Annotated in this window: 11 protein-coding genes; 2 read left to right on the forward strand and 9 right to left on the reverse strand. The window is 67.0% G+C overall.

The window, feature by feature from the left end; all coding sequences use genetic code 11:
• Window positions 1–9 precede the first annotated feature (9 nt).
• The 9 genes from C725_RS03880 to C725_RS03920 form a co-directional block, all read right to left on the reverse strand.
• Entirely contained in the window at window positions 10–1,311 is a 1,302-nt protein-coding gene (locus tag C725_RS03880) for an N-succinylarginine dihydrolase (protein WP_008600276.1), read from the reverse strand.
• Window positions 1,308–2,753 (reverse strand): succinylglutamate-semialdehyde dehydrogenase, encoded by a 1,446-nt coding sequence (gene astD / locus C725_RS03885; protein ID WP_008600277.1) that lies wholly within the window; start codon window positions 2,751–2,753, stop codon window positions 1,308–1,310. The genes C725_RS03880 and astD overlap by 4 nt, the downstream gene beginning before the upstream one ends.
• Window positions 2,740–3,762: an arginine N-succinyltransferase gene (locus tag C725_RS03890; RefSeq protein WP_008600278.1), complete on the reverse strand. Its 1,023-nt coding sequence runs from the start codon at window positions 3,760–3,762 to the stop codon at window positions 2,740–2,742. The genes astD and C725_RS03890 overlap by 14 nt, the downstream gene beginning before the upstream one ends.
• Window positions 3,759–5,000: a hydrolase gene (locus tag C725_RS03895; protein WP_008600279.1), complete on the reverse strand. Its 1,242-nt coding sequence runs from the start codon at window positions 4,998–5,000 to the stop codon at window positions 3,759–3,761. Before C725_RS03895 ends, C725_RS03890 begins: the two co-directional genes overlap by 4 nt.
• 11 nt (window positions 5,001–5,011) lie before the next feature.
• On the reverse strand, window positions 5,012–5,956 hold the full coding sequence (locus tag C725_RS03900) for a bifunctional riboflavin kinase/FAD synthetase (RefSeq protein WP_008600280.1): 945 nt from the start codon (window positions 5,954–5,956) through the stop codon (window positions 5,012–5,014).
• 9 nt (window positions 5,957–5,965) lie between these two features.
• Window positions 5,966–7,210 carry a dipeptidase gene (locus tag C725_RS03905; RefSeq protein WP_008600281.1) on the reverse strand — a complete coding sequence of 415 codons (1,245 nt, stop codon included), beginning with the start codon at window positions 7,208–7,210 and terminating at the stop codon, window positions 5,966–5,968.
• Complete coding sequence (locus C725_RS03910; protein ID WP_008600282.1) at window positions 7,210–7,731, reverse strand: dihydrofolate reductase; 522 nt, start codon at window positions 7,729–7,731, stop codon at window positions 7,210–7,212. Before C725_RS03910 ends, C725_RS03905 begins: the two co-directional genes overlap by 1 nt.
• A 4-nt stretch (window positions 7,732–7,735) precedes the next feature.
• Window positions 7,736–9,040, reverse strand: coding sequence for an MFS transporter (locus C725_RS03915; protein WP_008600283.1), 1,305 nt, complete (start codon window positions 9,038–9,040; stop codon window positions 7,736–7,738).
• Window positions 9,041–9,128: 88 nt separating this feature from the next.
• Window positions 9,129–9,923: a thymidylate synthase gene (locus C725_RS03920; protein WP_008600284.1), complete on the reverse strand. Its 795-nt coding sequence runs from the start codon at window positions 9,921–9,923 to the stop codon at window positions 9,129–9,131.
• Window positions 9,924–10,032: 109 nt separating this feature from the next.
• Between C725_RS03920 and C725_RS03925 the strand changes: the two genes are divergently transcribed.
• Together C725_RS03925 and C725_RS15205 are read left to right on the forward strand one after the other, a co-directional pair.
• Window positions 10,033–11,451, forward strand: coding sequence for a glycosyl transferase family protein (locus tag C725_RS03925; RefSeq protein ID WP_008600286.1), 1,419 nt, complete (start codon window positions 10,033–10,035; stop codon window positions 11,449–11,451).
• Window positions 11,448–12,686 carry a hypothetical protein gene (locus C725_RS15205; RefSeq protein ID WP_008600287.1) on the forward strand — a complete coding sequence of 413 codons (1,239 nt, stop codon included), beginning with the start codon at window positions 11,448–11,450 and terminating at the stop codon, window positions 12,684–12,686. The genes C725_RS03925 and C725_RS15205 overlap by 4 nt, the downstream gene beginning before the upstream one ends.
• Window positions 12,687–12,694 lie beyond the last annotated feature (8 nt).

Consider the following 12,694-nt stretch of genomic DNA (forward strand, 5'->3'; position numbering starts at 1 on the left):
CCTTAGGGCTCAGGCCAGCGACAAGAGTTCCACCAGACGTTTGCGGGCGTTCCAGCTCTGCGACCAGAAATCAGCATGGGCGAGATCGCCGGGCGCCACGGTTTCGGGCCAGCAATCCTCGATCACCCGCCCCATCGCGTCCGCCTTCGCCTCATCAAGCAGGTAGCGCGGGTCGATAGCGGCGAGCGCGTCCGGCGAAACCGCCACGCGCAGGCGCAGGCAGGCGGGGCCGCCGCCGTTCTTCATGGATTCGCGAACGTCGATGAAATGCGCCGCGTGGATCGGGCCGTTGCCGCCCATATTCGTGTCCAGCCAGGTTTTTACGGCGGAATTCTCCCGGCATTCGGCCGGCAGGACAAGCGCCGCCGAGCCGTCCGGCAGGGTCAGAAGCTGGGAATTGAACAGGTAAGAGGCGATGGCATCCGCCAGGCTGACTGCACGCTCCGGCACCTCGACGATCTCAACGTCGGGCACATGCCGGCGCAGATCCTCGTACAGACCCAAACGGTCGGCGAAGGCCTGCTCATGCGCGAACAGGATACGCTCATTCGCCACGGCCACCACGTCGTTGTGGAACGCCCCCGCCTCGATCGCCTCCGGCGACTGCGCGGCAAAGATGGGCTGGCTCACGCCATGCAGCCGTGCCACCGCCTGCGATGCGCGGCGCGACTGACGCGCGGGAAACCGGCCGCCCCGATCCTCACCGTAAACGAAGACCTCGACGCCGGGCTGCCCATGCGTCGGCGCCAGGCGCATGAAGTTCGCGGCCCCCTCGTCGCCGAATTTCGCGGGCACGGCCTCGTGCAGCGCGAAGAAGCGCTCGTCCGCGAATATCTGTCGAAGCTGCCGGTGCGTTTCGTGCCATTCCAGGCTGCGATGCGTCATGGCGGCAAGGTTGGCCGGCGTGAAATGGACGCGCCCGTCCGCCGTGTCGGCCGCCGGCGAGACGGTTGCGGCATTCGCCGTCCACATAGCACTGGCACTCGCGGCATTGTTGAACAGCTGCGGGTCTTCCTTCACCGCTGCAGCGCAGATTTCCGCGTCGGTCCCGGAAAAGCCCAGACGGCGTAGCCAGTCCGTGTTCGGGCGCTCGTGGGGAAGAAAGAACCCCTGCGGCAGACCCAGCCCCATGACCATGCGCATCTTTGCAAGACCCTGCAGCGCCGCCTCTCGCGGCCGGGCGGTCGAGCCGGCATTGCTTGCGCTCGCCACATTCCCGAGGCTGAGACCGGCATAATTGTGCGTGGGCCCGATCAGGCCATCGAAATTAACCTCAACGACGGCCGAAGGGCGTGCGTCCCGTCCGCTCACTCCGCCGCCTTCTTCTCGCCATAGGATGCGCGGCCGACCCCGATCTCGCCGCGGATCCGATCATGCTCCAGACTGGCGACGGGGTAGGCGCAGTAATCGGCGGCATAGTAGGCGCTTGCCCGGTGGTTGCCGCTGTCGCCGACGCCGCCGAACGGTGCGGCGGAACTGGCGCCGTTGGTGGGCCGGTTCCAATTGACGATGCCCGCGCGAATCTCACGGCGGAAGCGCTCGTAGAGCTCCGGATCGTCGCTGATCAGGCCGGCGGACAGGCCAAAGCGCGTATTGTTCGCCTCGCGGACGGCGGCATCGAAATCCGCGACCCGGATCAGTTGCAGGACGGGACCGAACATCTCCTCGTCCGGACGATCCGCATTCGTCGCATCGATGATCGCGGGACTCAAGAACGGCTTGTCCGCGTCCGGCCGCTCCAGAGGACGAATTTGCTTTGCGCCGGACATGACAAGATTGAGATATTGTTCCTGCAGAACATCGGCCGCACGATTCGAGACGACGGGTCCCATGAACGGCTGCGGCTCGTCGAACGGCGCACCGACGATCAGATCGGCGGCGATCTCGTTCACATAGTGCAGGATTTCGTCGTGAACCTTGTCGCGCACGATCAGCCGGCGCGCATTGGTGCAGCGCTGGCCCGCCGACAGAAACGCCGACTGCACGATCAGCGCCGCCGCCGCCTCAAGATCATTCTCTCGCACGTCCCAGCAGATCAGCGGATTGTTGCCGCCCATCTCCAGCGCCAGGATCTTGTCCGGGCGATCCGCGAACTGCCGTGCGAGCGCGTGACCCGTGCCGGCACTGCCAGTGAACAGCAGGCCGTTAATGTCCGAATGTCCGGCAAGCGCCTTCCCGGCAGGGCCGCCGCCCTGGACGATCTGCAGACAGCCATCCGGAAGGCCCGCCGCGTCCCAGCATTCCTTCATCAGCGCGGCGGTGCCGGGCGTCAGTTCACTGGGCTTGAAGACCATGGTGTTGCCGGCAAGCAGGCCCGGCACGATATGGCCGTTCGGCAGGTGCGCCGGGAAATTATAGGGGCCGAGCACCGCCAGAACGCCGTGCGGCCGGTGGCGCAGCGCCTGCCGGAAATGTTCGCCATCCTTCTCGCGGTTTCCGGTCCGCTCCTGATAGGCCGTCATGGAGATATCGACCTTCGCCATGACGGCGTCGGCTTCCCCTTGCGTTTCCCAAAAGGGCTTGCCCGTCTCGCGCGAAATCATGCGCGCCAGATCCTCTCGACGGTCACGCACGGCGTTCTGGAAGCGTTGCAGCACCTCCCGCCGTTCGGAGAGGGGCCGGGCCTCCCAGGCGGGCTGCGCCGCGCGCGCCGCCTCGACCGCTTTCGCAACGTCCTCTGCCGAGGCTTCCGCGCCGCGCCAGACCTCCTCGCCGGTCGAGGGGTCGGTCGAGATCAGTTCAGGACGCGACATAGATCACCTTATCTCCCTGTTTCACGCGCATCAGCGCCGCCTCTTCCGGCGGCATCACCAGACCCTGCTCCGTCAGGCGCGAGGCGGTCCGCCACGCGCGAAATTCGGTCCGTTCTCCGGCCGCAGCAAAGCCCGTATGCGATTCCGCACCGCCGCCGCCGATTTCAAAGATGGGCAGGGTCTGCGCCGCTTCAACGGTGCGCAGCCGGTCGGTATCCGCCACCATGGTCGGGCCGGCATCGAAAATGTCGACATAGCCGGTGAAGGAAAAGCCCTCCTTTTCCAGCATGCGCATGGCAGGGACGCCGCTATCGTGCGGCTGTCCGATGGTGTCCTGCGCCTCCGGGCTCAGGAGCGCGGTATAGATCGGGTATTTCGGCATCAGATCGGCGATGAACTGATTGCCATGCTGCGAATTGAACCGGTCGGCCTCCTGAAAGCTCATGCCGAAGAACTTGCCGCCAAGCCCGTCCCAGAACGGCGCCGAACCATCGTCCCGCACCCGCCCGCGCAGCTCTGCCAGGATACGGCTGGCGAAGCGGCGGCGGTGCATCGCGATGAACATGTACCGGCTGCGCGCGAGAAGCCCGCCAAAGCCGGATGAGCGCAGGTCCGGGTGCAGGAACAGCCCGCCTACCTCGCTGGCGCCGTTGAAGTCGTTGACGAGGTGCAGCACGTCGAGGCGCGCGGTGCGATTCAGTTCGGCGGAAAACTGGCTGAGCCGCGCCACCTTGTAGGAGTAGAAGGGCCAGCGCACGCCGAGGCGGGAAAACAGCATGGCGCTTCCGCCGATGCGGCCCGTCGCCGCTTCCTCCAGCAGCAGGATGTAAAGCTCGTTGTCGGGCTCATCCTCCTCCCGCGCGTAGCTTTGTTCGTTCCACTCCAGCCGCGCCTTCAGCGCTTCCCGGTTGGAGGGCAGGTTGGTGAATCCGGTGCCCGCCAGGTCGGCAAGCTCGCTCAGCGAATCGAGATCGCCCATGCGAGCGGCGCGCAAGTTCCACAGCGTCATTGCGCCGATCGCCCCTCGATCAGCCGCCCCTCCGCCAGCCGCATCAGGGTCAGCGCCGCCAGCTTCGCGCGCTCCGTCAGCGAATCGACGATCATGAATTCCCGGTCCGAATGAATGGCGCCGCCGCGCACGCCCATCGTGTCGACGACGGCAAGACCTGCAGCGGCCAGATTGTTGCCGTCGCAGACGCCGCCCGTATCCTTCCAGCCGATATTGAGGCCCAGATCGCTGCCGCAGCCCTTCACCAGGTCGAACAGCCCCCGCTGCTTCTCATCCAGCGGCTTCGGCGGGCGGGCGAAGCTGCCGGTCACGTCGATCTTCACGTCGTGACGGGCAGCGACCTCCGCCAGGATTTCCTCCTGCGCGGCTTCGGCCCAGGCTTGGTCGTCCGGCGTCAGCGGGCGCACGTTCCAGCGCAGCACCGCCATTTCCGGCACGACATTGTTCGGACCGCCGCCGTCGATTTTCGCCGGATTGACGGACAGGGTGGGCCGTTTCGTCTTCATCGCGTCCAGACGCACGGCAAGGTCGGCGGCGGCGACCAGCGCGTTGCGGCCGTCCTCGGGATTGCGGCCCGCATGGGCGGCGCGGCCGGCGATGGAGGCAGCGAAATTCCCGCTGCCCTTTCGCCCACCGGCCAGCGTACCCTCGGGATCGGCCGACGGTTCGAAGGTCAGTCCTGTCTGGCAGCGCTGCGCCACCTCGGCGAGCAGCAGCGCGGACCCGAGCGAGGACACCTCCTCATCGGCATTCAGCACCACCTCCCAACCCAGCCGGCCGCCGAGGTCAGAAGCCTCGAGCGCGCGCAGCGCCTCCAGCATGACGGCGATGCCGCCCTTCATGTCCGCAACGCCGGGGCCGTTCAGGACGCCGTCCTCCAGCCATTTCAGATCCTGGAAATGATGATCCTTCGGAAACACCGTATCCATGTGCCCGGTCAGCATGACGCGCGCGTTGCCGCGTCCGGGGCGGGAGATGTGCAGGTTGCGGCCATGCGCCAACGGCACGCGCCGCCCATCCTCATCGATGGTTTCGACCGGCGCCGGGTCGCGCAGTTCGGCCGTGCCGCCAAGGGGCGCGAACGCCGCTGCGAGCAGGTCCGCCATTTCGGCGAGACCGGCCATGTTGCGGCTGCCGGAATTGATGCGCGACCAGCTTTCGACGTTTGCCAGCATGTCCGCCCCGCGCGCGTCGACAGGCTCGAGGGCGCGGCGCTCGATTTCGCTCAATCCTTGCATGGCCAACTGCCTTAGCCCGCCGTCCGCCCAGCGTCGAGGGCGGCACGGGCGGCCTCGGCATCGCGCACGATCTGCGCCTTGAGCGCATCGAGGCCATCCAGCTTCCGTTCCTCCCGCAGCCAGGCGATCAGTTCCACGTCGATCTCCTGCCCGTAAAGGTCGCCCTGCCAGTCGAAGAACCAGCTTTCGAGCAGTTCGACGGGCGGATCGATCATGGGGCGAATGCCCAGATTGGCGACCCCGTCCAGCGTCGTTCCATCCGGCAGGTGCCCACGCACGGCATAGACGCCGTAGCGCGGCCGGACATAATCGCCCAGCCGCATGTTCGCCGTGGGAACGCCGATCGTCCGGCCCAGCTTCGCGCCGTGCTCGACCACTGCGCGAATGGCGAAGGGCCGGGTCAGCATGCGCGCGGCGGCGCGGGCATCGCCCCCTCGCAGCGCGTCGCGGATCGCGGTCGAACTGACCCGCTCGCCCCCGCGATCGTTCACCGCGCTGACAGCGGCGGCATCGATGTCGCAGGCCGCGCCGAGCGTACGCAGGTCGCGAACCGTGCCGGCGGCGCGGGCGCCAAATGTGAAATCGTCGCCGGTAACGATACCGCTGAGGCCGAGACGCCGCGACAGCACATCCTCGACAAAGGCCTGCGGGCTCATGGCCGCCATTGAACGGTCGAAGCGCAGCACCACCGCGCCGTCGATGCCGTCCGCGGCGAACAGGTCGAGGCGCTGCGGGATCGTCGTCAGCGCCATGGGCGGTGTGTCCGGCTTGAACAGACGCACCGGGTGCGGGTCGAAGGTTATGACCAGCGCCGGGCCGCCCTTCGCGCGGGCACGATACCGCGCCTCTCCCACCACCGCCTGATGGCCGGCATGGAAGCCGTCGAAATTGCCGAGGGCGGCGACGCCGCCGCGAAGGGCTTCGGGAAGCGGGTCGTCTGCGAAGATGCGCTGCATGAAGGGCCCCTACCGGGCGGGGAGCGTTTCCATCAAGACGCGGCGTACATTGCCCCCCATCGCCGCGCGGATCTCGTCCTCCGTAAAGCCCTGGTCCAGCAGTGCCTGCGTAACCGCCGCCATACCGGCCGCATCGAACCCTGTGGTCACCGCGCCATCGAAATCACTGCCGAGCGCGACATGTTCGATCCCGACCAGATCGCGAATATACCGCATGGTCCGTGCGGTCGCGCCGGGCGTCGGGCTGCACACCGCGCCGTCCCAGAAGCCGACGCCGATCACCCCGCCTGTGGCTGCGACGCCCCGGATCTCCTCGTCGGTCAGGTTGCGGTTGACCTTGCAGATCGCCTGCGCCCCGCCGTGCGACACGATGACGGGCCGGCGCGCCATGTCCAGCACCTCCGCGACGCCGTCATGGCTCAGATGCGCCAGATCGACGATCATGCCGCGATCCTCCATGCGGCGGACCACCTGCCGCCCCAGCGGGGTGAGGCCGCCCTTCTCCTCCCCATGCATGGACCCGGCCAGCCGGTTGTCGAAGAAGTGGGTCAGACCCGCCATGCGGTAGCCGGCGTCGAACAGGCGGTCGAGATTGTCGATGTCGCCCTCGATATTCTGCAGCCCCTCGGCCGCCATCATGCCGCCGATCACCCGTTCGCCGTCCGCGCGCCGGCCGATAAGCGCCTCGAGATCGGCGCGGCTGCGGATCAGCATCAGCTGCGCCGGCCGCGCCCGGGCGGTCTTCGCCAGCCGCTCGGCATGATAGAGCGAGCGTTCGAGAAGCGAGACCCATGTGCGCGGCGGCTGTAACTGCGCCACGACGAGCGGCGTGATATTGTCGGTGTCCGCACTGTTCGCCTCATAATTCTGGCCGCGCGGCGTCTTCGTGACCGAGCCGAAGACCTGCAGACCCACATTCCCCTCCGCAAGGCGCAGGAGGTCGACGTGGCCCCGGTCCGCGCGCCGGCCCAAATCGCGGTCCCACAGCAGCGTGTCGGCGTGCAGATCCGCCACGAACAGGGAGTCGTGCAGCGCCGCCGTCCGTTCCTCCACGCGCCACAAACCAGACCCCTCGATCCGGTTCATCGACCGTTCGATCATGCCAGGGGCCAGCCAGAAGAACAGCGCCGCCAGAACGGCCAGGAACAGGACGAACCAGACCAGCCACAGCCGCCAGCGAAACCGCGGCGCCCTTGCACGCTTCTGGGCCGGTGCCTTCCGGCCGGCGGGTTTGCGAGCCGGCTTTCGGGCCATCAGATCCGCTCCAGCGTGACGAAGCTGAAATCAGGCTGCCCCTCAGGCCCTGTATGCCGCTCGCGGCGGGTTTCACGCCAGCGCTCCGGCTCCAGTTCGGGGAAGAACGTATCCCCCTCCGGCCTTGCATGCACCTCGGTCAGTTCAATCCGCGTGGCAGAGGGCAGGGTCAGCGCATAGATTTCGGCACCGCCGATCACCATGATCTCCGGTGCGCGGGCGCGGGGGTCGAGGCCGGCAGCGGCGATGGCCTCCGCCAGATTGGGCGCGGTCGACGCCCCCTCGGCCTGCCAGTTCCGCTGGCGCGTCAGGACGATGTTCTGCCGCCCCTTCAGCGCCCCGCCCGGGAGAGATTCGAAGGTCCGCCGGCCCATGATGCAGGGCCGCCCGACCGTCAGGCGCTTGAAGTGCTTCAGGTCGTCCGGCAGCCGCCAGGGCATGCCGCCGTCCCGGCCGATGACGCGGTTCTCGGCCCGCGCGACGACCAGGATCAGGCTTGGCCGGTATGGGGCGATGGCCATGGGATCAGTCCTCCAGAATCTGGCTATGCTTGGCGGTATCGCGCATCCGCAGATAGACGATCAGCGAAATGCCGATCATTGCGGTGACATACCAGTAAAAGCCGCGTTCCCACCCTGCATCCTTGAATTGCAGCGCGGCATATTCGGCCGTGCCGCCGAACAGCGTGTTGGCCAGCGCATAGGGCAGCGCGACGCCGAGCGCGCGAATATGCGCGGGAAACAGCTCCGCCTTCACGACGGCGTTGATCGCCGTATAGCCCGTGACGATGACCAGCGCCGCCATGACCAGCGCGCCGGCCATGACGGGATCGCGCACCGTCTCCAGCGTCGAGAAGATCGGATAGGTGAACAGCACGCCGCAAATGCCAAACGTCACCATGATGGGCTTGCGGCCGATGCGGTCGCTCAGTGCGCCGACCACCGGCTGAAGCAGCATGAACACGAACAGGGTGACCGCGTTGATCTGGGTCGACACTTCCCGGCTGAACCCGGACGTGTTGACCAGGAATTTCTGCATGTAAATCGAATAGGCGTAGAAGGCGAGCGTGCCGCCCGCCGTCAGCATCATGACGATGCCGGTCTCGCGCGGATGATGCCGGATCAGCTGCCAGAAGCCCGATTTCGGCGCGGCGGAGGCTTTCGCGTTGCGGTAGCTTTCCGTCTCCGCAAGACCGCGCCGCAGATAGAAGACGACCACGGCCAGACACGCGCCGATGACGAAGGGAATCCGCCAGCCCCAGGCATCGAGGTCCGCCTCCGGCATGGAGGATTGCAGCACCAGAAGCGTCGTGATGGCCAGAAGCTGGCCGGAAATCAGCGTCACATACTGGAAGGAGGCGAAGAAGCCGCGCCGGCTGCGTCCGGCCATTTCCGACAGGTAGGTGGCGCTCGCGCCATATTCGCCGCCCACCGACAGGCCCTGCATCAGCCGCGCAAGGATCAGCAGCGCCGGCGCGGCGATGCCGATGCTGGCATAGGTCGGCGTCACGGCGATCAGCAGGGAGCCCGCGCACATCAGCGATACGGACAGGGTCAGCCCCGATTTCCGGCCGTGGCGGTCGGAGAACATTCCCATCAACCAGGCGCCGATGGGCCGCATGACGAACCCCAGCGCAAAGACAGCCGCGGCACTGAGAAGCTGCGCGGTTCGATCCTCCGCCGGAAAGAAATGCGGCGCGAAATAGAGGGTGAAGGCCGCGTAGACGTACCAGTCGTACCATTCGACCAGATTGCCGGTGGAGCCGCCGACGATCGACCGCACACGCTGCCCGGTCGTCTGCGGCGCCCCCGCCGTTCCGCTGTCCTTCACTCGCCGTCCCCCAGAGCCATCGTTCCGCCAGCCCGCTCCCTAGCGGCGGCAGACCCGGCGGTCAGCCCTCAAGACGGGATAGACCGCGTCAGACCGCCACCGGCGCCTTGATATGCGGATGGGCTTCATATCCCTCGAACAGAAAATCCTCATAGGCGTAGTCCGCAATGTCATCCGGGCGGCGCGCGATCTTCAGCGTCGGCAGCGGCAGCGGCGCACGCGTCAGCTGCGTTCGCGCCTGCTCGAAATGGTTCGAATAGAGGTGCGTATCGCCGCCGGTCCAGATGAACGCCCCCACCTCCAGCCCCGTCTGCTGCGCGATCATGTGGGTCAGAAGAGCGTAGGATGCGATGTTGAAGGGCAGCCCTAGAAATACATCGCACGACCGCTGGTAGAGCTGCAGCGACAGGCGCCCGTTCGCGACATAGGTCTGCCAGATGGCGTGACAGGGCGGCAGCTTCATCTCGGCCACCTCGCCCGGGTTCCAGGCGGTGACGATCTGGCGCCGCGAATCCGGATCGCGCCGGATCAGGGCGATAAGATCGCGGATCTGGTCGATTTCCCGGCCGTCCGCCGTTTCCCACTTCCGCCACTGCTTGCCGTAGACCGGCCCGAGATCGCCATTCTCATCCGCCCATTCATCCCAGATGGAGACGCCGTGTTCCTTCAGATAAGCGATGTTGGTACTGCCCCGAAGGAACCAGATCAGTTCGTGCACGATCGAACGCAGGTGCAGCTTCTTCGTCGTGACGAGCGGAAATCCCTCCGTCAGATCGAAGCGCATCTGGTGGCCGAAGATGGAGCGCGTGCCGGTGCCCGTGCGGTCGCCCTTGTCCGTGCCCTCCTCCAGGATCTTCGCAAGCAGGTCGAGATATTGCTGCATGGACGGTTTTCCTCGGTCGAAGGGAATCGCGCCCCCTCTAGGCCCGGCGCCCGGATTTCACCAGATTTGTCCTTCTGGGATTTTGCGGTTACATCCATTTCGGGGGAACATGGACGGCGATTTTCCAAATCTTGTCATGATGTTGGCGGCAGGGCTGTGGATTCTGACGCGCGAGCTTCTGTTGCTCTCGGCCATACTCGTGGCGATTTCCGGGCTGGACGAACTCTTCATCGACGGCGTCTATCTGTTCGTGCGGACGCGGCGGCGTCTGCTGCGCCGGCGGTTCGGTCCGAAATGGACCGCGGACACGATGAGCGCACGCACGCCGCAGGGACGTTTTGCCATCTTCGTCCCCGCCTGGGAGGAGGCGGAGGTCATCGCGCCCATGCTGCATCGCCTCACTGCGACGCTGGACCACCCGCATTACGACATATTCGTCGGAATCTATCCGAACGACCCGGCGACCCGCATCGCGGCGGCAAGCGTCGATGATCCGCGCATCCGCCTCTGCCTGACGACGCGCGCCGGCCCCACGACGAAGGCCGACTGCCTGAATCATCTGTGGCGTGCCATGCTGCACCGGGAGGGCGAGACCGGCGCGCGCTACAAAGCGGTCGTGCTGCACGATGCGGAGGACGTTGTGCATGCCTGCGAACTTCGCATTTTCGATCATCTGATTCCGAAGCGGGCGATGGTGCAGTTGCCGGTCGTCCCGTTCACCGACGACCAGTCGCCCTGGGTCAGCGGACACTACGCCGATGAATTCGCCGAACAGCATGGCAAGAACATGACCGTGCGGGAGGCGCTGGGCGCGGCGCTGCCCTCGGCCGGGGTCGCCTGCGCCTTTGCGCGCGAGCCGCTTGGCCGCGTTGCCGCTGCACGCGGGGGCCTGCCCTTCGACAGCGCCGCCCTGACGGAGGATTACGAACTCGGCCTGACAATATCGCGCATGGGCGGCGGCGCCTTCGTACGGTTGCCTCAAGGCGCCGAACGCGGGGCGGTTGCGACGCGGGAACATTTCCCGGCGACTTTCGGCGCGGCGCTGCGCCAGAAAACCCGGTGGCTGGTCGGCATTGCCTTTCAGGGCTGGGACCGGCTGGGCTGGCAAGGCGGCCTTGCGGAGCGATACATGCTGCTGCGCGACCGCAAGCCGCTTGCCAACGCGATCATCATCGTTCTTGCCTACGCTGCGATGGCGCTCGCGGCTCTCTGCTATGGGCTGCACCACGTCGTTCCCTCACTTCGGTCGCTTCCGCCCTTGGTCGAGCCGGACAGCCCGCTTGCCGCGCTCTTGCTGGTCACGAGCGGGCTTCTTCTCTGGCGGCTTGTCGTTCGCGCAGCCTTCACGACCGCACAGCATGGCTGGGTCGAGGGCGCACTTTCGATCCCGCGCTCCGTGATCGCGAATATCTTCGGCGTCGCGGCGGCACGGCGGGCGGTCGGAATCTGGTTGGCACTGCTGTTTCGCGGTCAGGCGCTGCGCTGGGAAAAGACGGCGCACCGCTTTCCGGAGGACGGCAATCCGTGAAACCCCTGATCGGGCTGATGCTGCTCGCGGGGGCGCTGGCGCTGTGGACCATATACCGGCTGCCCATTGCCGCCGATCATTATACCGCGCTCCTCGCCGGACTTTCGCCATTGCCGCCCGGCGGCGATCCCGGCGAGCCGCGCCCTGACAGCTCGGACATGCCGGCGGCGAAGCCGGTCCGGTCGCCGCCCGGCCCGGAGGCTGGTCGCGCGGCGCCGCTTCTCCTCGCCGCCTTCACGCCGCAGGTATCCAGCCCCGCGGACGCCGGGACGGAACCTCCGGGCCGGGTTGTGGAGTCCGCCGCTCGCGAACAATCGGTCGCACTGTCTGGTTCGTTTGGCGTCGAACTCGCTGGCGCCAACGCTCCTAACACCGAAGCTCCTGACGCGGGGCCTCTCGCGCCCGGCGCCGCAATCGCTGCGTCAAAGGAGCAGGAGATCGCATTTTCGCTGGCGCGGGCCGCGTACGACGCCCTGCGGTCGGGCGACCGCCGCGCTGCCGCGGACGGTCTTTCCCGCGCCATTGCCGCCGCACCGGCGCACGCTGGCTCAGACGGCTGGCGCCGCGACCTCGCCGGCTTGAAGCGCCGTCTGTTCGTCAGCGCCTATGCTTCGATACGGGACGGCCGCGGCGGTCCCATTACCGGCCCGCTTCCAGCCTTCGGCGGCAGCCAGCAGGCGGCGGCGGTTCGTTATATCCTGAACCCCCTGTCCGCTGCGCCCGTCGGCCTTGCCGCGGGTGTCATCCGCGCACCGCAAGGGGGATCGCGCGATACCGCGACAGAGGGGGTGATCGGCGCGCATTGGCAGCCGCTCGGGCGCAGCGGACCCACAATTGCTGTCGAACATCGTTTCGATCTCGGCGGCGGCTTCGGCGATGCAGACCAACTGCGCATCGCGGGCGGTTACGACATGCCGGGGGCTGGCTTCGCCATCAACGGATATGCCGATGCCGGCGCGGTTCTGCGAGGGGGCGATCTCGGCTATTTCGCCTCGGCGCAGGGGTTCGCGGGCATACGGCCAGCGCCGTCATTCTCCATCGGCGGGGGCACCTGGGCGGGCTGGCAGCATCTGCGCGGCCGCGACGATCTGTTCGTCGAGGCGGGTCCGGCAACATCGGTCAGCATCCCGCTCGGCGGCGTGACGTTGCGGGTGGAGGGGTCCTACCGCGTTCGTGTCATAGGGGGCGCAGGACCGCCGCGCGGCCCGGCACTGACGCTGAGCGCCGCCTATTAGATCGCCGG

The organism is Pacificimonas flava (genome assembly GCF_000342165.1).
GTDB classification, from domain to species: Bacteria; Pseudomonadota; Alphaproteobacteria; order Sphingomonadales; family Sphingomonadaceae; genus Pacificimonas; species Pacificimonas flava.